Source organism: Limibacter armeniacum (genome assembly GCF_036880985.1).
GTDB classification, from domain to species: domain Bacteria; phylum Bacteroidota; class Bacteroidia; order Cytophagales; family Flammeovirgaceae; genus Limibacter; species Limibacter armeniacum.
Window position 1 is genome coordinate 18,162 of record NZ_JBAJNO010000008.1, and the last position, 18,350, is coordinate 36,511.

Consider the following 18,350-nt stretch of genomic DNA (forward strand, 5'->3'; position numbering starts at 1 on the left):
TATGAAATGTTAGAAGGTGAAGGATTATTTTCTCATTCTGGCGATACGCTCCTGTCTTTGTTTTCCGACAGTAGAAAAGTGAGCGGCTTCAGCGTCAGTAGATGGGCTGCTGTCGTTGTCGCTATTGCCAGTAGCTGGTTGCGTACTGCTTGCGGACGGACTCTTTTCCAGCTCCTGGATACGAGCCTCAAGCGTAGCTATATTTTCGTTAGCTGCTGAAAGATCAGAGTTGGCTGTTTCCAAATTGGCATTGGCAGTTTCAAGCTGCGTTTGTACCGCTTCTGATGCAGCCAAAGACTGCTCGATGGTATCCATCTGTTCGTTGTTAAGCACAACGCCCTCTTCTGTAGCGTCAAGCTCAGTAGCGTTTAAAGCTGCAAAAGTGCGTGCCCATTTGTTGGTGGTGATATTTGACATTTTGGTATTGGTCTTTTTTGAAGAATTTGATTTATCTGTAAGTGCGGATAACCTTTTGAGTGCAAAGTTTTCATCTCCAATGGCATCGATCAGACCAACTTCCAATGCTTCGCTGCTGGTGAAAATGGCTCCTTTGAACAAGGTCTTATGATTTAGCTTCAACTTTCCACGTCGGTTTTTCTTGATACCGTTCACAAAGGCATTGTTAAGTGGGTTCAGGATTTTTTGCTTATATGGTTCAGTGTTACCTTCCATCAATGCCCTGTACTCACTGTTTTTTTCTGAGGCATCATCAGCGTAAATACTATTGAACTTTACGCCCAAACTTTCCCAATACTCACGGTCATCTACATAATTCATCATTGCACCAATAGAGCCGATCAGGTTGGTATCATGTGAGCTAATAATCTCATCTGCTGCACTGGCAATCCACATAGCAGCAGAAGCGGCCATTCCATCACTGACAAAAGCAGCAACAGGTTTACGGGTATTTCGGATTGTATCTACCAATGTTTGTGTACCATCAGCCTGACCACCTGGAGAGTCAATATCCAACAGGATAGCGTCAATATCCGGATCATTATCAAAGGCAATAATTTGTTTTGATTTGGTAATGGTCCCCTCAGGGCCACACTGTTGGTCATTCTTCATGACAACACCATGGATCTTGACAACCCCGAATCTTCTCTGCTTACTTACTCCACTGGAGGCAACAGTATAATTCATCGTGTTGGAGCGGTGCGCTTCCCGAAGCTGAGCAAGGTCTTTTCCTTCCCAGAAACTACGTCCGGACAATATGGAGTTGATCAGTGGTACAAATCCTTTGACAGAGTCTTGATTAATAGCCCAGACGCTATTAAGTATGGTAGAAATAAGTGCTGTATTCATTGCGCTTCAGTTCGGTGATTCGATTTTGAAGCAATAACAGGATAGGAGATGTTTTCCCGTAGGACAAAAAGTTGTTCAATAGAAAGGTGAAAAAGCCTCCCGGTGATGGGAGGCTTTCTTGTTATATAGTGGCCAGTGTTGTTCCACTTACATTCTTGACAGTAAAGGTACCGCCACTGTTTTTGATTACGGTAAAGTCATCGGCAACAACATCGCTGGTATCTGCTACCGTTATTTCCAAATCCCCTTCCGTAATGATATAGTTTGCATTGGAGTTCCCATCATCGTTATAGCGGGACACCCACTGACAACCCGACCAATCCAAGACACCACTCATACCATTTCCCCTGTAGTTGAGTCTTCTCAGTTCTCCATTCACATTAAGCATGTTCCTTATTTTACCCTCTATATTGAAAAAGAAATTGTAACTCCTGAAGCCGAACTCGACATTGGCAAAATCATAATCAAAGTTATCAGGCATGGAGTCCATATTCCTGAACAGGATCTGAGACCTTACTGAGTAACTACCTGCCTTGAATGGTGTTACGCCAGTCACCAATGGCAATTCAAAAAGATAGAGGTACCCATTACCAAACTCGTTATGTATCCTGACGTTTGACAGGTCCAGTACCCCTGTAAGGTTAGGCAAATAAGAAATCACAAAGTCACCTTTACCCAAGTTGGTAGTGTTAGAGAATAGCAAAGTATCACAAGCCATTTGCGACAGGCTAAACTGAGGGTATCCAGTATCCGAAGGATCACTGATATCCACATCAAAATCAAGCCCACTAAAGTCAGCCGTACCAACTGTATTACCAATGGTTGCCAGTAATGGATTGTTGGATACAATACATACACCATTGTTGTTTTGGTACCCACCTGCATAGGTAGTTTGTATTGATTTCACCTTCTCCAGTAATGGGTGGTTGTTGATTCTCAGCTCTATAGTACGATCATCTGTGTAATTGATAGGCATATCAATCTCCTGCAATATATCATTGTCCCTTGCATAGAACCTTACCAGTGCTGTATCTGCAAATGAGATCCTTTCCAGTTTAGGATTGTACCATAACCTGAAATAGGCATTGCCCTGAAGTACAGATAACTTTGAGTCACTACCGTCTATCAGGCGTAAATTCGCATTATTGTTGGCTATAAACTGTCTTCCGCCATTTACCTCATCTCCAATAATTGACTCCTTGAAGATGATTTCCTCCAGATTTGTTTGATCATTGATAGTGAAAAAGTCTCCAAACCTTGCATACAATGCTTTAAATGTCCCCTTGATGGCATCATTGCCAAATTCTGAATTGTTGATGCTTATATCCTGATAGTTATTAGGATCATCATTTACACTGGCTACCGCCAATACCATCATATCACCATCATCATTAATAGCATATCGGGTAATACTGCTTGATGCCCCTTGGTCGCTTTGATATCCGCTATCCTTTTCAAAAAAGACATTGGCACATTGCAGCCTTTCCCGCAGTGGGTTTTTCAGTACCTGCTCTATATAGTTGTCATCCCCAAAGAAGCTCAGGTAAAACCAGTGGCTCCATAGCTTGATGGTCATCTGACTGCCAGCTTCCTGCAACAGCTCATTGAACACGTCCAGATAGACAGCTGCAATACGGTTAAGTGAAAGGTCATAGGTGGCTGTAGAAGCATTTGCCGCATCAGTAAAATCTACATTATAGATGCTTAGCTTTTTCATATCAAGCTCTATCAGGCTATCAGGTTCCGTATGGTAAAATTCCACAATCGATCCCTCCAAACCATAGTACGATTCCATACCAGTGGCATTGATAAACACATTGTTGTATGGTCCCCGGACAATGATCAGCCCTTCTCCTGAATTCTGAGAAAAACGGTTACGCAGATCAAAATACCCTTTCTTCATCTTCACTTTCACAAGGCCAAAAGTAGCGGTCGTAAATGTCCAGCCTTCCCCGTTGCCGTCAAAGTTCTCTCCGCCCAGCTTTTCCATCAGGTCAATACATGATTGGTCTGGTTCCTCTCCAGGAATAAGCGGAAACCCTTGTGCTGAAGACTCAAACCCAAACTCATCTACCAGTACGCCAATCTTAAAGGTACGTCCTGTAAAGGTCTGATTACTGCCAATGTTATCGACCTGTTCCAGTATTGACAAAAGCTTATCCTTTTGGAGTATGGCATTGGTAACATCTACCGTAACATCTTGCTGCTTAATCCAATCACCCAAAGTCAGGTTCAGGTTATTGGCATTCTTCAAACATAAGTAAACAAGGTTGGTCCATCCGGCATCGCTCAGGTCTACATCACCCGAAATCAGTGCATCACAAAACTGAAATCCTGATACGGAGCTTTTACCATCTTCCAAATACAGATAGGAAAGTCCTGCATCCGGATCATGTACCCATTCATAATTGTTGGTGCCCTGTACCAGTAGTGCTTCAGGGTTGCCACTCTCTACAATAAGGTCTGGTATCTTGACTTCTGTTTCGGTGGCTCCCTCATAGAATGGAATATCACAAGCTGACTGATAACGGCAAGATAGGCGGTACCCGTTTTTGTCAGCAGTTTGAGCGCCTGATCCGTCATCATAGGTGATCCGGGCTGGAAGCTCCTTGGTGCCAACGGCTCTTACGTCTCCGTTCTGATACTCACAAAGCAGGATCAACTCTTTCCCTATTATCTCGCTTAGCTCGGTGGTTACAATCTCCCGCACCTTTGGGAGCTGGAAAGAAAGTGCCGTATCAAAGTATTCTCCCTGGCTACTTTGGTTTTCCTTAACTGTCAGTGAGCCGCTTTCCTGCGTGAAGTAGATTTCCTTCCACACCTTGGTAGGATACAGCTCTATATCACCATCCAGCTTGGCACCTATTTGTTCGGGAAAGGAGGCTATTTCCTCTTCCAGTACGTACTGGATCTTGGCCAGTCCGCCAATATTGGTTTGTCCTGAGTAGGTTGTCATGTTGTTATCAATTAGAAAAGTATATCATCATTTGTATTGGTGGCGAGAAAATGATCCAGCTCTTTTTTGTGGTTTGAGCGTTGCCAAGTCTTGTAGGCTGTTTCACGCTGGAGGTCATCTTCAGAGATTTGGTGAAGCTCCAAAAACTCACTGATGATCAAAAGCACATTATGGCCATGGTTACGCTTGGCATTGTAGAGCACAAAGTCCAGCATTTCTTTGCAAAACCATTCCTTGATCAGTCGTTGGAGGCGGTACCGTCTGGATAGTGTAGGGTTGTGCATCAGTACATGCACACGGTTGTACTTCTCTGCTTGCTCCAGCATATGGAGCATACGTTTACGGTCAGGTCCTTTCTGACCGATACATAAATTAGGATTGATGCGAAGCCGTTTCTGCTTGTTGCGCTTCTTCAAAAACTTGTACAGGTAATTATCCAGCAAAAGTACTGTAGGGCTTAACCTCATTGACATAGGTCATGGATTTGATTTCCACAAAAAAATAAGCTGGATAATGGGTAGTGTAAGAGGGGTTGATTGGGATATACATTTGTCCGTTATAGACCTTTCTAATAGGACAAATGTACATAAAATAGGACAAATGTACATGGTCAAAATCTTGGATATGTCAGATTTTGTACTATTCCCATAATTCTGACCAAATACGAAATTTCAGTGATTTAGTGGCTCCGTGGAGAGTTGGGAAAAAGTGTTGATTTTGTTGATTTGTTGATAGTCTATGTTAAGTGTTAGTTTATCAATGAGTTATAAGATCAACATTTTTGGTAAATCTGATCAACAGCATGTTGTTTGTTGATCGGTTTTTGACCCTTTTTGGTGTGTTTTGTTAAAATACTTTAAAAAACCTGACTAATTCTCTCCTTAGCTGATCAACACTTTTGTTGATTATCAACATTTTTAAAAATTTTGTTGATTGTGTAAGTTATTGATAGTTAGTTTTTTATATACCATTATCAACAAATCAACAAAATCAACACTATTTTCAACTTCGCTGAGTTTTACTGAGAACTAAATCTTTAGTTATTGTATTATCCCTATTTTTTTTTCGATTCGTTTTTTTTCAGGCATAAAAAAGCCTTTGGGAATCCAAAGGCTGTTGATCTGTTGTTTTGTTGATAATCAATCCAGACTATCCAATGCATATTCTTCCTGCCATTTATAAGATTTTCCTGCAACCGTATCTTTTATGTCTTTATTGAAGTCGATAATAGCCGGGAGTAGGAGCAGCACCATCACACATATCAGACAGATAAAACCAATAATGGCGGTGTAATTAATATTTCTTTCCATCATAAACAGGTTTAGTTGTCCATACATTTAGGGCACGTCTTACCATCCACGTATAGTTTGTCTTCACAATACCAACATTGCATGGTTTTTTTTGGTCTATCAACTGGTCTAGTTCGATTAAATGCCAATCTCCATCCTGCATGAAGAAACAAGTCCACGCCTTTGTAGTTGGCCACTTGCATAATTGCGGCTAACGCTGCACCTGCCTGATATTCTCGTGTTGTTCCTGGTCCTTCCGGATCAAGTGCTAGTACCTTTTTTTCGGCATATACCAGGGCATGTTCTATACTTTTGAATGTAGGTTGTTTTCCTGCCAGGTTCTTTTCATACACATAGCCAATGGTACTGATCATTAGCTTCCCTTCATTGTTGCTAATCCAATCACAAATCCAAAGAAAAGAACTTGCTAATTTATCCTCAAAAGTGTCTTTGATAAAGATTGGGTAAAATGTCTGAATATGGAAGTTGAACGTTTCTGGATTTACAAAATTCACAAGAGTTAAACTGTTAATGTAATGTTTGATATATGCTTTTTTGTTGAGGTTTGCAGCTTCAGCTGCTTTTCCCAGGTCAGAGCTTGCCCTTAGTATATTGTGATATTGACAATGTTCTTCTTCTTTAAAGTCTTTTGATTTTACTCTGATATAGGCATTGTGTATAAACTGAGTAAGCCGAGTTGATTTTGCCATTGATTTTTGTAGTTAAAATGGGAGGGGTGAGAAGTCCCTCCCGTTAGGTGAAAAATGCACGAGTTTATTCAGAATCATCATCATCACTGTCATAGTAATAATCGTCATCATCATCATCGTATGACCATATATTTTGACTTCCTTTCTTCTTGTCTAATAAGCTTCCCAGTAGTGAGACGAAAGCCAAGACAATAAAGTAGAGTAGCATTACTTTTATAAGGGCCATGGTTTTAGGGGTTATTGATTAATAATAAGATGTGGGAGTCCCTGATCCATCTCTTTGATCACGTTTAAACTCAGCATTGACTTTTGCTTCTATAGCTTCATCCATATCATAAAAAACACCAACCTCTTTATAGTAATGAGTATGACCTTTTGGCTTTTTCATAAGCTTTATGATATTATTTTCGAAGATTTCAAGTTTGAATTTTTCTTGATCGATATGGTTTCTTATTTCTCGATGATGTTTTTTAGACTCTTTTAGTTTTTTAGCATCATCTATATTTAGAAAAATGACCAAGGCTATCAACATGAAAAGAAAGCCTAACTCAATGCTTAGAATTATTCCATTAGAACTACTCATTATTATTAATGAAAAGGTGTTTGTACTCAGTGAATGTGATTTCTTTACAGTCTTTTGGAGGGTCAAACTTAAATGTATCGCTGACCATAAAACCATAGTATTTTTTATTTCTAAATGAGTATCCTATATGATTAGGAAAGCCTTTATAACCGACGCATTGATTCAGCTCTTTTCTACCTATTAGAAGACATTCATCCATTTCTTTTTGTATCGTCTTACCTAATTTGGTGTTCAGTTTTGGCATCCATTCATGACTAGAATTATAGACGTTCTTCCAAACCTTGGTATCCACCTCAACATCCTTATCAAAGGTTACAGAGGAAAAACCTCCTTGAGCTGCAAAGTCATCAGGACGGTAATGTTTAATGTTGTACTTAAAACAGAAATCAATTTGATCATCATAAGCTTGTTCCATTCTTCTTTCCAGTTCCTGAAACTTCTTACCTGTCTCGGTTTTCTTTTCTGTGATATAATAAATCGTTGCCATGGTTATACTTCGGGTTCAAGTTCTACAATGATGTTATTGTCCATATAGCGTCTGACGCTTTTGATCTGCTCAGGAAGGTCTAAGCTGATTTTTTGCATCATGCGAGAGAAAGTGGAAAGTCCCAGACCTGCATTTGAAATGTCCTGCTTCATCTGCTTTTCCATCTTGCGTTTAGCTTGTCTATTGATTGCTCGTTTGATTCGTTTTTCCCATTCTTCTTTGGTTATGGCTCGGGCATTTTGAAACATCACGTTTTTGTATTCCTCAAAATAGCTGCTGGCCACTGATACCATAAGTCTGAAGTGATACTCATCGCTGCCGGAAAGCGATTCGACGTATGGGAATATCTCATCGGTCTTTTTGTCCAGCAGGTCAAACTCAGGGCTGTTAGGCATTTCATACAGCGTGATAAAGCTTTCGGCTTTCCTCTCGAAGTTTTTGTACTTGAGCTTCATTGCTTGGTTGCCACTGGCAAAGCTGCGGTAATAAGCCAGCGCGATATATAAGGCTGTCTCGAAGCGGTGAACCTTGTTGATTATTGCTTCGGTTACACCTTCAGGTTTTTTGAACTTAGGTTCGTAATAGTCTAGGATATGCATCAGAATAAGTTTAGTTGGTTAGGATCTTTTTTCTCATGTTTCGTCAATGGCTCAAATGCTTTGCATGTATCGTTTAGGTTTTGAGCAATGCCCATCATTTCAGCCACTTCAATGGGGATAGTATCCTGGTAAAAGATGATTTCAAGTGCCAGTTTCCCGATACACTCCTGACCTGTTTTCACCAGTTGGATACTCTCTTTCAGCAATGGCAGCTCATATTTCGGGTGGTGAGCTGATAGGCATTTTCGGCATTTCAGACAGTTCTGATCTTTCCATTCCGTTACCTGCCAAGCATGGTCAAATGGGTTGATGGTATCTGTCCGTTTATGCCCTTCAGCCAGTTGCTGTATATGGTTGAGGTTTTTGTTTAGGTCCATGCTACTCCTTCTTTGTTTAGATAGCTGATAATGTTTCTTATCCTCATATATTCCTGGTGCATCAGCTGGTATTCCAGTTGCTTATCCTCATATACTTTTGGATCGGTTTCTCCCATCATCTGAGCAAGTCTGATTTGTTCAGATTTCTTTGACTTTTGATCCTGTAACATATCATGGTACCAGTTCAAGCAATCACTGAAGCAGTCGAAGTCTGGCTTTAATTCATCCGGATAATTATTGAGTTTACCTAGGTTGGCTCTGTACTCCAGTGCTGCTTTTGTAGCCTTGAATATTAGTTCGAGGTCTTCACTTTGAATCGTTATCATATTAGAAAGGAGGTTTAAATTGAATCTTGTCGTAATTGTCTGAGATCACTACTGTTCTGTCTTTCTCGCTCCAGTCGTGAAAGCTCTGTATATGCTTGCGCCATTGATCCTGTTTGATTGGGTTATCTACCTTTCGGTTAAACCTTTCCATCAAGTCTTCCATTTCTATCCACCTGCTGTTAATTGGCTGAGCTTTGAGGTATTCAAATACCAGGTCTTCAGCGTTGCCGTTCAGGTGAATTTTGGCGGTTTCAACCAAGTAGTTTTCCTCATCAATGTTCAGGTCGTCGATTGTCTTACCCTTGATTCTTTCAAATTCTTCAGGTGTTAACCAATCTTCAGCTTGAAGCTCGTAATAGCGGTTTTTGGGAATCCTGTACTCGCTGGTGTTCTTGATTTTCTCTCTGTAATAGATGTACTGAAGGTTGCCTTTATGGTCTTTTTCCACATCCAAAGGGATGTAGATAAATGACACACTTGTACTTAGGGTTTTGTATCCTTTTTCTGCAAACACTCGCTTGATGTCATCAGGGCTGTACTTAAACTTGGCGGTGTCTTTCATCAGGTCACAAAGTACCTTTGGGTGTATCCTGACCGTTTGCACATTGAAGTTGAGGAAAAGGTCTCTCATAAAGGTTTCGACCTCTTTCATGGCCATTGGCTTTGAATGCTTGATCACATTGAAAAACTCTTCCGTTTGAATGTGCTTTACATTGAACCAAAGACGGCCCATCTTCATTTCGGCAATGCTGTTGTTTCGGGCATTGGGGTTTACATGGTGGATAGGAGTCTGGACTAACATGCTCAGGAATGCAGGGACTTCTTCCTTCATCATCTGCAGCATGTTTGGTTTTGTCTCTTGTAGTACTGGCGGTTTCAGCATAAAGAAACGGTCCTCATCATCAGAGTCAATCTTCATGATATTATCCTCATGGTTTGAGGTGGCTATGAAGTGAGCAAAGTTGGATACTTCAGACTTGATCACACCTTTTGGTTCCATCAATCTTGTGTGTCCTGTGATCAAATCCTTTAGCATGTTCATCGCCTGGTCTCTTTCACTTTCTACCTTAATTTCTTCCAGACCTATATATGTCTTGTAAGCGTTGTGTGAGTTGAACCTGCCTAACAGGTCGTTGATATCAGTAACCATGGCATTGGCTCCAAAGATGTATCGCATCAGGTTGAGTAAGGTTGACTTACCTGTTCCACGCTCGCGGCTCATCAGGATGACCATAGGGAGTCTGGCTTTTGGATAGCGATAGGCAATCCGGAACCAGTCAAGCAATACCGTTAATCTGTCTCCCAATATTGGTGCATCCCATTCCGCATTCCCTTGTGAGATATGGTGGAAATAGCTTAGGATATTGGGACATGCTTCTGCTGCTTCTTCAGCAGTTTTGAAATTGCCAGGATAAACATTCAGCGGTTCGTAGACATTGTAATAGTCAAACTCCAACCTGCCTTTGCTGGTGGTAAACCTCCGTTGGTAGTTCTTGGTGTTGTCCGGCTCAAGCGCCAGCCCATCATAAGCGGGGATGTCTTTGATAAAATCCGCTCCATATTTCCTTTTTACCGATTCGTAGGAAGTTGGCTGCATGCCTCGTACAAACAGGTCAGCATTTTCGCCCAAATACTGGACTGACATCAGTACAATCTTATCCAAGATTTGAATATACTTGTCTGCATCTACGTGCTTGATCTTTTTGATCTCACCCCTGATCAGTTGGTAAATGCAAGACTTATAGATAAACTCAGACTTGTCAATATCTCCAAACCTGTTATAGATATTATAGAAGTCTTGTACCGTGTGATCCTGAAAGTCGATACCAAAGTAGCGGTACAGGTGTTCCATTTCTCCATCAGCCAGCTTGACATGATCAAACCATTTGTTTTCATGTTCGCTGCTTAGGGATTTAATGATTTCTTCTTCGTGATCCGGAAATTCGAACAGCATCCTATCCAGTGTTCGGGCTTGCTGCCAGTAGTCCGCCTTGATTACTTTCAGTACGATTCTTTTGGTTGCAATACCTTTCCGTTTGGTTAGGTAGTTAAAAGCCTTGTGGAATGACTTGATCTGTTTTGTCAAACCTGCGGGCTTTTTATAGAGGTCTTTGTTTGGGTGGTATTTGTTGACTCTTGTATCAGATGGGTAGAGTATTGTCAGTACTTCAGGAGTTAGTTTGTCCAGGATATCGGTCAGCTCTTTTACTGGCTCCATTGAATCGTAATTGAACAAGTCGTAAAACTTTTGAACCAATACGATGTCATCCCCTTGTAAACTTCCTTCAATTCCTTCGGTTTCTGACCCTAGCACAATGATTACATTTTTGGAAAGGTTCTTTCCATCCATGGTCATCTTAGCTTCAATTGCCTGTGAAAAAAGTATCGTTGAGGTATTCATAATATTTTACTGATTGCGTCTTCTGCGGTTAATGTCTTTTCTGTTTCCTCGTAGGGAATTTCTTCTTCCATAAATCTGATCAGGGCATAGAGCCTTACAATGCTTCGGCTCTTTGCTTGGATCGTGTCTTGGTCTGTCTCCTGCTGGATGGCAAACCAAAACTTGAACATCATCACCTTAAACTCTGCTATGCGGTGCTTATCGATCAGGTCGGATGACTCTAGCATATGCGCTGATTCCATGCGTCCTTTTTCCAATTGCACTTTCATTGAATTGCGGCTAACGAAAGCGTTGTGCCGCTGTACCAAGTCCTGTTTTACACCATTATAAATGGAGGTGGTGGTTTGCATGATCTTCTTATAGAAGGTCAGCTCTTCGGTGATATACTTGCGGCTCTTCTCGTTGCACCAACTTTGCTGTAGTGTCCATTCCTTTTTTTGGATGGCCTTTTGCAGGTCGTTGGTCAGGAACTGGAAGTGCTTCTGATGTGTGGGTGTTGCGCTCATCTGTTATCCTCCTTTTTTATCCCAAATTGGTGTCCAGCTATTCAATCAGGTAGGACATTATTCTGCTTCCTGTTCCCTTCTTTTTTGCTGACCTTTCAGCGCATTTAAGCGATTTTGAGCGGATCGGTATTTGGTGTTAAGCTCTTCCTTTTGCTCGTTCAGTTCGCTGATCTGCTCCCGCTGGATGGCCAGTGTTCGGTCTGCATCTTCCAAGTTTTCTTCCAGTTCGGCTACCTTGTTTTTGAAGTCATTCAAGCGACTGTTGAGCGAAGTATTAGCGGATTGTAGCGACTGTTCTGACTCGCCCATATTGTTGAGCTGTCGTCTCATTTCGGAGTTGGCTTTTTCCTGCTCGATACATGACTGGTGTATTTCGTTGTAGCGAGACTTGAGCGACGTGTGAGCGGATTTCTCCAACTTCAAATCCTGTTCGAGCGAGTCTTTTTCAGCCTTCAGGTTTCGCTCTGAGTTCGCTACCGAAACAGCGATTTGTTGTGCCTCTTCGAGAGCGGTTTTGAGCGAATCCACTTGTTTTTGATAGTCTGAGACTATTTCAAGCTTGTTTTTAAGGGTGTTGTAAGTGGCCTTCAGAAGGGTAGTGGCGATATACGCCACTGCCGAAAATGTGAAAGCTATTGTGTTGTCCAGCTCAAAGGCTTGCTTTACTACCTGACCAGCCAAAATGACCACTGCCATGGTGAATAGAAAGCGGAACATCGTACTGGTGCGAAGGATATATTCTAGTGTTTTCATGCCTGTCTATTGATTTTGGATTTCAAGATTTCAAACTGTGAATTGGTGGATGCTTCCGGTACCTTTTTGGGTGTTGGTTCGGTCGCTTCCGGTTCGCTCTCTTGTCGCTTGTACTTGCTCATCATTTGCTCAAAGTTTTCTTTCTCCACTCGCTTGGCTAGCTCGTGGCTGGCGATCATAATAAAGAGTGAAGGGAAGAAACCGAGCACCCCAATTCCGAAGATTAGCAGCTCATTGATTTGCTCGCTGTACAAAATGGCGTGGTAACTGGCGATGGATAAGCAGCCGCTGACAAACGCTGAAAAGTAGCTGCTCTTTTGCATGCCGTTGATGGCGAAAAAGAAGGAACCCGCCTCGATAACCAGACCTGCACAAAGTCCCAAAAGGATGGAAAGTGTGTGCATCAGCATAGAGCTGTTATCCATTCCCATGGCTTCCAGTTGTGAACTGATTTTGCTCTCGAAAATGGAGGCAAAAAAGATGGCGATGCTTATAGCCTGGACAAATGCCATTAGGCCGATCATCAGCGCAAAGCCACTTGTTTGACGGAGCATAAAGAGTAGTAGGTCCGTTCTGTTCTTTAGTTCGAATACCCAGTGTGTTTTATGCTTCATTGTATATCTGAATAGGTTCTTTGAATAAGTATAATGCGTAAGAGATCATCCGTTCTCTCTCCAACTGGTTAGCGTTGTGGAATAAGTGGCAGATTGATTTTGCCGAAAACGGATCATGTGTAGGAAGTCTGTATTTCACCAGTTGGGCATGTCTGCCAAACACTAGATCAAACATCTCTACAGGCTTGAGGTTGTAGGTAAAAAAACACCAGTCCTTTATATGTTTCTTGACTGAGTCAATTGGCAGTAGGCTGTTTATTTCCTTGCTGATATACTCAGCGAAAAGCTGCTCAGCCTCTGAGTCCACCATCAGGATAAACTCAGGAAGGCTGAAACGTGTAGATTCGTATTTCTTGTGAAGGTGCTCAGGGTTGGTGTGATCCCCGAAAATCTTTCTAAAATCAGGATAGTATAAGTGCCTCTCTGAGTACTTGCAAACCATTCTGATGATGTTGTGAATCTGTTCGTAATTCGGTATCTTTATCATTCGAAATTTTAGTTTAAAAGGCTGCATCAGGCGTTAAGTGATGTGGCCTTTTTTTGTTTATGGATTTAATTAATGTTGTGGGTTTATGTCTACCGTTAGCCAATCCTCTCGTAACTCAAATGGACTGAAGTTGACAACTTTTACACCTATTGATCCGTCCAGTTTGGGCCATTCCGGTTTTGAGTCAAATACATCAATAAGCTGATCAGCATTATCAATCCTTCTGGACATCGCTTCACGAAAACATTCAAGTGACCACTTTCTAATTGCCTCTTCGATTTCGTCAGCTTCTTCGTCATAGTCCCAGTCCCAATATTCAAGCAGTACATTTGCTGATTCAGTAGTAAAAACATCAGTATCGACTTCGAATGTGACCTCGGCATAGGATGAGTCGTATTGACATCTATATTCTTTTATTGGCATGGCTTTAAGGTTTTGGAGCGATGGTTAATGACATTTCCTGATCTGGAGTGTAAGTTTTCCCATCATCAATCCAACCGATTTTACCAACCTTCACCATCTCATTCATCATCTCATCAGTTACGTTTTGGCCTGAAGCTTTGAGTAATATACTGGCGTTATTTTTCACCTGAATAATCATGTTTAGTGACTCCTTAAAGTCAGCTATGAAATCATCTAGGTTTTCGGCAGTGACCACATTACAGATATCCTGAATGGTTTCGAGGTCGTACTCCTTATTGGTTGGTGTTCTTGTCGGTTGACTTGGAGTAGGTTCAAGTTCTTTCGACTGGACCCATTCACTGTAGGTTTTTGACTTGTTGGTTCCGTCTCCATGATGTATTTCATTTAGATATGCTTCTGCTGCATTACACCTTTTCTTCCAGTAATCTTGTTCTGCTTTTGTCATCGTTTTACTTGTTTTGTGATTCTTGTGCTTCGCATTCAGCTTTCCTTACTTCGAGGTTTGCCATTTGAATAGTATAAAGTGTGTTCTCCCATTCTTCGGCTTCATCATCTTGATAGTTCTCTTCTGCAAGGTCTTTCATATCACCTGCATAAGTTTCCATCTCATCAAGGATGTTGCTTGATAGGGCTGTAAGTGGTGTCTCTCCATCGTACAGTTCATTAAATTCTTGTGTAGTCATCAGTGATAGCTTTTACGGTTATACATAATTTTCAAAACCCAAAAGGGCATAGTTTACCTGTTGCACCGTCAGCATATGTTTTTTGCTTATGGCGTACAGGAGGGGTAAGAACCCGATATATATAATGTTATGAGTATGCAATTGGATGTGGGAAGAAATCCCAATCAGGTAAAAGGCAATGCCTTTTACTTGACCCCTCTGTTTAACCCATTATCAATCAAAAATTTTATGCCTTAAATGGAGCAGGACATTCGCCCCGCTCCGTGTTTCCGATTACCTTGAAATTGTGTAATTTAATAGCGCTTAAACCTTATTTTTCACCACAAAAACAGATAACCTATGAATGAAAATGAACAAGTACTTTATAATGATGGAATGACTTATCAGGTATATATGACCAGGGCATTCCGAAAACACTACGATGGCTCTAATCTAAAACTTCACTCTTCTGCTATGAGTAACCTTGTCTTGTCTGAGAGCGGAAGTAGCAACGTCAAGCATCTTGGTAAGACTGAGAAACTCTTTGCTAAAGTCAAGAAAGATGTCTTGCAAGCCGCTGACAAATTTCTCAAGTTCAAACTGACAGATGTTGAGCGAGCCATTATTGAACAGGAGCGGTCGAATCTGTCCAATGCCTTTAACTCTTATAGCCTAAGAACTTCTATTAGGCGTATAGTGGAAGTTACTGACCGCTTCAAATTCTAAGGTTTCTTTAGCCAATCCAATCAGGAACTCTTGGTGTTGATTTGGCAAATCCTTCTTTTGGTAACATGAAAGCATGTTAGATACCCTTTCATTGTTTGCCAATATGAAGTCTGCCAGTTCCTGGTTTGACATACTACTGAAATCAAGGTTTGTGATAAAGCTGGATAGCTCATTGCTGAAATGCTCCATCACGAAATAGTTATTCTTCAGTAGTGAGATAACCTCTTTGGCATGACTGATCTTTTGCGACCTGAACAGCGTTATGGTAGCGCCTATTGGCGTTTCAATGTTAGCTTGCATCAGGTTGTCTCCCGTAAAACCACAAGTGATATTGAGCTTGTAGTTTTCTTTATTATATACCTGACATACTATGACTTCGCTATAGGTAATTGTAGTGTCAGGTGCTAATGCGTAAAGAATTTGTTCTAGTGCTGCTTTCATTTCAATTTTTTTTAAAACCTCTCTCCAATAGCGGGAATAATTAAGAACAATCAGGTACAGTGCAAGGCTCTGTACTTGAAGCATCCACTTCATTGATGTGAGGATATGAACTACTTTCGGCAGTAGCGGGGTCTAAAACATCGTAACCAAGTAAACCGCTTTCCAGTGCTTCCTTAAAATTCTTTTGAGCAAAAGGCTGATCCTTATTTTTTACTAGGTCCTGTTTGAGGAGATACTTTAAAACATCACCCATATTTGATTTCCCGTAAACTTTTTTGAGAGTTACAAGGTGTTTCCTTAATGGAATTTCAAGTTTCACCCCAGTATATATCGTTTGTATTTGTGGTTCAGTCATGATAAAACGGTTCTAGGTATTTAATTCTTAGCCTTTTTTGCTACTTTTGTTAAACGCTGTTTAATACGGTTAAACCATATTTACTATCATTTAACATTACAATTATATACGGATTAAGTTTAAAACACAAGGAATAATCCCAATCCATTAAAGATAAAGTTACAATATTATGAGTATTTCAAATCGCATAACACAGTTTATGATTGAAAAAGAATTAACTGTTGATCAATTAGCGCGTGAGTTAAATTGCTCACTAACAACAATATACGATTGGAGGAAAGGAAGAAGCGCTCCAAAGCTGAATAACATAATTCAACTTTTTGAGATTTATCCCGATTTGAATGTTGATTGGTTAGTTACTGGACGTGGGGAAATGCTTATTACTGAAGAAGGAATCAGATCTTCGGAAAGTAAACCTAAAGTTGAAGAAATAGATTCAAGGTTTGAGAAAATTGAAAAACAACTGGAAAGCCTTAAATCAAATACAGACCCTTTTTTGGCCATGTTCCAGATGTTAAATCAGATGGCGAAGAATAATGGAATGAAATTGACCATGAATGCGGATGACCAGCCTGCTAATAGGCAGTCGGGAAAGTTGGCGGGTGATACTGAAATGTCAGAGGCTGAAAAAGAGATAGAATCCTTGAACTATTGGGTAGAAGAATACCCAAAGCGTAACCACAATGTTGCTGCTTAACCCCAGGTTCAGGATACTAAAACTTGGTCCAAAAAGTTCGGGATGTGTTACACAATCCGGCGGGATTGTGTAATTCTAGGGTTATTTAATCACTTTTTGGTAACAGTCCTGGTATCACCCCAGTTAAGCGCTCGCTTAACTTTCTGACATCTAGTAATTTAAAATTTGGAAAATAATCCCTTCGGGATTATTTTCTCTTACAACAAACACCGTTTCCGAAGGAAACAAACCATATTAGCTCCGGATGGTAATCCGGATTTGACAGCATTTATTATCTTATAACCCTGAAAGGGTTGAACAGGATAACGTCATCATTTAGTACTTCATAATAGGTGAAAGGATTAGCGTAGAAAATCTTTATTCCAATTTAGTTCTTGCTTAAATAACCAAAGGGAGCTAAGGAGGGGCATATAAAAAGGCAGCTTTTTAGGGCTGCCTTTCAGGTTTATATAGATAATGTAACGGTTTACAATTGTACAGAAGCCTTGTTCACCACTTTTGAGAAAGCTTCAATAAACTGGTCAGCTTCTTCTTTTGTTAGGTTCAGTGGAGGCAATAACCTGATGGTTTGTACTCCTCCTGATACACCCGTGAAGATATGGTGGTCGAACAGTAACTTTTTACGAATCTCGTTGAATTCAGGTAACTCTATACCGATCATCAGACCATAACCTCTCAGGTCTTTGATTTGTGGAAATTGCTTGAGCTGTTCCAACAAGTAGTCACCAACTTCTTGAGCGTTCTTCAGGAGGTTTTCCTGCTCCATTACTTCCAGTACAGCAATACCTGCCGCACATGCCAAGTGATTACCACCGAAAGTAGTACCAAGCATGCCATGTTTGGCCTCAAACTTAGGGCTGATAAGCACACCTCCAATCGGGAAACCATTGCCCATGCCTTTGGCTACGGTAATAAGGTCTGGCTTTATGCTGGTATGTTGGTGTGCAAAGAATTTTCCGGTACGACCGTATCCTGACTGTATCTCATCAGCAATCATCACAGCTCCATGCTGGTCACATAGTTGACGGATCTGTTGCATAAAGCTGTCAGTAGGCATTTGTACACCGCCAACGCCTTGTAGTCCTTCAACGATGACTGCTGCAATCTCATCACTGAATGCTTTTGCAAGTGCCTGTTCGTCATTGAATGGCAAAAACACAACATTGTCAGTTTCATTGATAGGCGCAATGATGGACGGGTTGTCAGTTGCTGAAACCGCAGCAGAGGTACGCCCATGAAAAGCTTTGCTAAAAGCAATTACTTTTTTGCGCCCTGTATGGAAGGAGGCTAGCTTGAAGGCATTCTCATTGGCCTCTGCCCCTGAATTACAAAGGAAAAGACTGTAGTCAGTATAACCTGACAGCTCTCCCAGCTTTTGGGCAAGTGTCTCCTGTAAAGGAATTTTTACGGAGTTGGAATAGAAGCCAATTTTCTCCAGTTGTTGGGTAATCGTTTGTACGTAATGTGGGTGTGAATGACCAATTGAAATTACAGCATGCCCGCCATACAGGTCAAGGTACTGATTGCCATCACTGTCCCATACATTTGTCCCTTGGGCTTTTACTGGCTCAATATTAAAAATCGGATATACGTCAAACAGGTTCATCGATACTTTCTAATTAAATGATTAAGCAATTTAACACCTTTTGCTGT

General features: G+C 41.0%; 24 protein-coding genes. 2 read left to right on the forward strand and 22 right to left on the reverse strand.

Annotation, left to right across the window (positions count from 1 at the left end; translation table 11 throughout):
• Positions 1 to 24: 24 nt before the first annotated feature.
• From V6R21_RS05975 to V6R21_RS06065, 19 genes are all read right to left on the reverse strand, one after another.
• Positions 25 to 1,305: a S49 family peptidase gene (locus V6R21_RS05975; RefSeq protein ID WP_334241721.1), complete on the reverse strand. Its 1,281-nt coding sequence runs from the start codon at positions 1,303 to 1,305 to the stop codon at positions 25 to 27.
• A 121-nt stretch (positions 1,306 to 1,426) separates the two neighbouring features.
• Positions 1,427 to 4,261, reverse strand: a complete 2,835-nt coding sequence (locus V6R21_RS05980) for a hypothetical protein (protein WP_334241723.1) — start codon at positions 4,259 to 4,261, stop codon at positions 1,427 to 1,429.
• A gap of 11 nt (positions 4,262 to 4,272) precedes the next feature.
• Positions 4,273 to 4,734 carry a hypothetical protein gene (locus V6R21_RS05985; protein WP_334241724.1) on the reverse strand — a complete coding sequence of 154 codons (462 nt, stop codon included), beginning with the start codon at positions 4,732 to 4,734 and terminating at the stop codon, positions 4,273 to 4,275.
• A 666-nt stretch (positions 4,735 to 5,400) separates the two neighbouring features.
• Positions 5,401 to 5,598, reverse strand: a complete 198-nt coding sequence (locus V6R21_RS05990; protein ID WP_334241726.1) for a hypothetical protein — start codon at positions 5,596 to 5,598, stop codon at positions 5,401 to 5,403.
• Positions 5,583 to 6,260: a hypothetical protein gene (locus V6R21_RS05995; RefSeq protein WP_334241729.1), complete on the reverse strand. Its 678-nt coding sequence runs from the start codon at positions 6,258 to 6,260 to the stop codon at positions 5,583 to 5,585. Before V6R21_RS05995 ends, V6R21_RS05990 begins: the two co-directional genes overlap by 16 nt.
• A 64-nt stretch (positions 6,261 to 6,324) precedes the next feature.
• Positions 6,325 to 6,486 (reverse strand): hypothetical protein, encoded by a 162-nt coding sequence (locus V6R21_RS06000; RefSeq protein WP_334241731.1) that lies wholly within the window; start codon positions 6,484 to 6,486, stop codon positions 6,325 to 6,327.
• 18 nt (positions 6,487 to 6,504) lie between these two features.
• Positions 6,505 to 6,843 carry a hypothetical protein gene (locus tag V6R21_RS06005; protein ID WP_334241733.1) on the reverse strand — a complete coding sequence of 113 codons (339 nt, stop codon included), beginning with the start codon at positions 6,841 to 6,843 and terminating at the stop codon, positions 6,505 to 6,507.
• Entirely contained in the window at positions 6,836 to 7,330 is a 495-nt protein-coding gene (locus V6R21_RS06010) for a hypothetical protein (protein ID WP_334241735.1), read from the reverse strand. Before V6R21_RS06010 ends, V6R21_RS06005 begins: the two co-directional genes overlap by 8 nt.
• A gap of 2 nt (positions 7,331 to 7,332) precedes the next feature.
• A complete protein-coding gene (locus V6R21_RS06015; RefSeq protein ID WP_334241737.1) occupies positions 7,333 to 7,929 on the reverse strand; it encodes a hypothetical protein in 597 nt (198 codons plus the stop codon).
• Positions 7,929 to 8,306, reverse strand: a complete 378-nt coding sequence (locus tag V6R21_RS06020) for a hypothetical protein (RefSeq protein ID WP_334241738.1) — start codon at positions 8,304 to 8,306, stop codon at positions 7,929 to 7,931. Before V6R21_RS06020 ends, V6R21_RS06015 begins: the two co-directional genes overlap by 1 nt.
• Complete coding sequence (locus V6R21_RS06025) at positions 8,297 to 8,632, reverse strand: hypothetical protein (protein WP_334241741.1); 336 nt, start codon at positions 8,630 to 8,632, stop codon at positions 8,297 to 8,299. Before V6R21_RS06025 ends, V6R21_RS06020 begins: the two co-directional genes overlap by 10 nt.
• 1 nt (position 8,633) lies before the next feature.
• Positions 8,634 to 11,033, reverse strand: a complete 2,400-nt coding sequence (locus V6R21_RS06030; RefSeq protein WP_334241743.1) for a primase-helicase family protein — start codon at positions 11,031 to 11,033, stop codon at positions 8,634 to 8,636.
• Positions 11,030 to 11,539: a hypothetical protein gene (locus tag V6R21_RS06035; RefSeq protein WP_334241745.1), complete on the reverse strand. Its 510-nt coding sequence runs from the start codon at positions 11,537 to 11,539 to the stop codon at positions 11,030 to 11,032. The genes V6R21_RS06030 and V6R21_RS06035 overlap by 4 nt, the downstream gene beginning before the upstream one ends.
• 57 nt (positions 11,540 to 11,596) lie before the next feature.
• Positions 11,597 to 12,292 carry a hypothetical protein gene (locus tag V6R21_RS06040; RefSeq protein ID WP_334241747.1) on the reverse strand — a complete coding sequence of 232 codons (696 nt, stop codon included), beginning with the start codon at positions 12,290 to 12,292 and terminating at the stop codon, positions 11,597 to 11,599.
• Positions 12,289 to 12,906 (reverse strand): hypothetical protein, encoded by a 618-nt coding sequence (locus tag V6R21_RS06045; protein WP_334241748.1) that lies wholly within the window; start codon positions 12,904 to 12,906, stop codon positions 12,289 to 12,291. Before V6R21_RS06045 ends, V6R21_RS06040 begins: the two co-directional genes overlap by 4 nt.
• Complete coding sequence (locus V6R21_RS06050; RefSeq protein ID WP_334241750.1) at positions 12,896 to 13,393, reverse strand: hypothetical protein; 498 nt, start codon at positions 13,391 to 13,393, stop codon at positions 12,896 to 12,898. The genes V6R21_RS06045 and V6R21_RS06050 overlap by 11 nt, the downstream gene beginning before the upstream one ends.
• Positions 13,394 to 13,462: 69 nt before the next feature.
• A complete protein-coding gene (locus tag V6R21_RS06055) occupies positions 13,463 to 13,816 on the reverse strand; it encodes a DUF2528 family protein (protein WP_334241752.1) in 354 nt (117 codons plus the stop codon).
• A gap of 4 nt (positions 13,817 to 13,820) precedes the next feature.
• On the reverse strand, positions 13,821 to 14,261 hold the full coding sequence (locus V6R21_RS06060) for a hypothetical protein (protein ID WP_334241754.1): 441 nt from the start codon (positions 14,259 to 14,261) through the stop codon (positions 13,821 to 13,823).
• A 4-nt stretch (positions 14,262 to 14,265) separates the two neighbouring features.
• Complete coding sequence (locus V6R21_RS06065; RefSeq protein WP_334241756.1) at positions 14,266 to 14,499, reverse strand: hypothetical protein; 234 nt, start codon at positions 14,497 to 14,499, stop codon at positions 14,266 to 14,268.
• Between the two features lie 339 nt (positions 14,500 to 14,838).
• Between V6R21_RS06065 and V6R21_RS06070 the strand changes: the two genes are divergently transcribed.
• Positions 14,839 to 15,204 carry a hypothetical protein gene (locus tag V6R21_RS06070; RefSeq protein WP_334241758.1) on the forward strand — a complete coding sequence of 122 codons (366 nt, stop codon included), beginning with the start codon at positions 14,839 to 14,841 and terminating at the stop codon, positions 15,202 to 15,204.
• Here V6R21_RS06070 and V6R21_RS06075 read toward each other — a convergent pair.
• A complete protein-coding gene (locus V6R21_RS06075; RefSeq protein WP_334241759.1) occupies positions 15,151 to 15,645 on the reverse strand; it encodes a hypothetical protein in 495 nt (164 codons plus the stop codon). The genes V6R21_RS06070 and V6R21_RS06075 overlap by 54 nt on opposite strands.
• A 40-nt stretch (positions 15,646 to 15,685) precedes the next feature.
• On the reverse strand, positions 15,686 to 16,000 hold the full coding sequence (locus tag V6R21_RS06080; RefSeq protein ID WP_334241761.1) for a hypothetical protein: 315 nt from the start codon (positions 15,998 to 16,000) through the stop codon (positions 15,686 to 15,688).
• Positions 16,001 to 16,169: 169 nt separating this feature from the next.
• Between V6R21_RS06080 and V6R21_RS06085 the strand changes: the two genes are divergently transcribed.
• Positions 16,170 to 16,697 carry a helix-turn-helix domain-containing protein gene (locus V6R21_RS06085; protein WP_334241764.1) on the forward strand — a complete coding sequence of 176 codons (528 nt, stop codon included), beginning with the start codon at positions 16,170 to 16,172 and terminating at the stop codon, positions 16,695 to 16,697.
• A 466-nt stretch (positions 16,698 to 17,163) separates the two neighbouring features.
• Here V6R21_RS06085 and V6R21_RS06090 read toward each other — a convergent pair whose 3' ends face one another.
• Positions 17,164 to 18,303 carry an aspartate aminotransferase family protein gene (locus V6R21_RS06090; RefSeq protein WP_334241766.1) on the reverse strand — a complete coding sequence of 380 codons (1,140 nt, stop codon included), beginning with the start codon at positions 18,301 to 18,303 and terminating at the stop codon, positions 17,164 to 17,166.
• Positions 18,304 to 18,350 lie beyond the last annotated feature (47 nt).

Bases quoted from the DNA above. Each gene is read 5' to 3' on its own strand.
- V6R21_RS06060 (WP_334241754.1), bottom strand. From the start codon at position 14,261: ATGACAAAAGCAGAACAAGATTACTGGAAGAAAAGGTGTAATGCAGCA.
- V6R21_RS06065 (WP_334241756.1), bottom strand. From the start codon at position 14,499: ATGACTACACAAGAATTTAATGAACTGTACGATGGAGAGACACCACTT.
- V6R21_RS05980 (WP_334241723.1), bottom strand. From the start codon at position 4,261: ATGACAACCTACTCAGGACAAACCAATATTGGCGGACTGGCCAAGATC.
- V6R21_RS06010 (WP_334241735.1), bottom strand. From the start codon at position 7,330: ATGGCAACGATTTATTATATCACAGAAAAGAAAACCGAGACAGGTAAG.
- V6R21_RS06005 (WP_334241733.1), bottom strand. From the start codon at position 6,843: ATGAGTAGTTCTAATGGAATAATTCTAAGCATTGAGTTAGGCTTTCTT.
- V6R21_RS06040 (WP_334241747.1), bottom strand. From the start codon at position 12,292: ATGAAAACACTAGAATATATCCTTCGCACCAGTACGATGTTCCGCTTT.
- V6R21_RS06080 (WP_334241761.1), bottom strand. From the start codon at position 16,000: ATGACTGAACCACAAATACAAACGATATATACTGGGGTGAAACTTGAA.
- V6R21_RS06045 (WP_334241748.1), bottom strand. From the start codon at position 12,906: ATGAAGCATAAAACACACTGGGTATTCGAACTAAAGAACAGAACGGAC.
- V6R21_RS06000 (WP_334241731.1), bottom strand. From the start codon at position 6,486: ATGGCCCTTATAAAAGTAATGCTACTCTACTTTATTGTCTTGGCTTTC.
- V6R21_RS05975 (WP_334241721.1), bottom strand. From the start codon at position 1,305: ATGAATACAGCACTTATTTCTACCATACTTAATAGCGTCTGGGCTATT.
- V6R21_RS06085 (WP_334241764.1), top strand. From the start codon at position 16,170: ATGAGTATTTCAAATCGCATAACACAGTTTATGATTGAAAAAGAATTA.
- V6R21_RS06020 (WP_334241738.1), bottom strand. From the start codon at position 8,306: ATGGACCTAAACAAAAACCTCAACCATATACAGCAACTGGCTGAAGGG.
- V6R21_RS05990 (WP_334241726.1), bottom strand. From the start codon at position 5,598: ATGTATGGACAACTAAACCTGTTTATGATGGAAAGAAATATTAATTAC.
- V6R21_RS06075 (WP_334241759.1), bottom strand. From the start codon at position 15,645: ATGAAAGCAGCACTAGAACAAATTCTTTACGCATTAGCACCTGACACT.
- V6R21_RS06070 (WP_334241758.1), top strand. From the start codon at position 14,839: ATGAATGAAAATGAACAAGTACTTTATAATGATGGAATGACTTATCAG.
- V6R21_RS06050 (WP_334241750.1), bottom strand. From the start codon at position 13,393: ATGATAAAGATACCGAATTACGAACAGATTCACAACATCATCAGAATG.
- V6R21_RS06015 (WP_334241737.1), bottom strand. From the start codon at position 7,929: ATGCATATCCTAGACTATTACGAACCTAAGTTCAAAAAACCTGAAGGT.
- V6R21_RS06055 (WP_334241752.1), bottom strand. From the start codon at position 13,816: ATGCCAATAAAAGAATATAGATGTCAATACGACTCATCCTATGCCGAG.
- V6R21_RS06025 (WP_334241741.1), bottom strand. From the start codon at position 8,632: ATGATAACGATTCAAAGTGAAGACCTCGAACTAATATTCAAGGCTACA.
- V6R21_RS06030 (WP_334241743.1), bottom strand. From the start codon at position 11,033: ATGAATACCTCAACGATACTTTTTTCACAGGCAATTGAAGCTAAGATG.
- V6R21_RS06035 (WP_334241745.1), bottom strand. From the start codon at position 11,539: ATGAGCGCAACACCCACACATCAGAAGCACTTCCAGTTCCTGACCAAC.
- V6R21_RS05985 (WP_334241724.1), bottom strand. From the start codon at position 4,734: ATGTCAATGAGGTTAAGCCCTACAGTACTTTTGCTGGATAATTACCTG.
- V6R21_RS05995 (WP_334241729.1), bottom strand. From the start codon at position 6,260: ATGGCAAAATCAACTCGGCTTACTCAGTTTATACACAATGCCTATATC.
- V6R21_RS06090 (WP_334241766.1), bottom strand. From the start codon at position 18,303: ATGAACCTGTTTGACGTATATCCGATTTTTAATATTGAGCCAGTAAAA.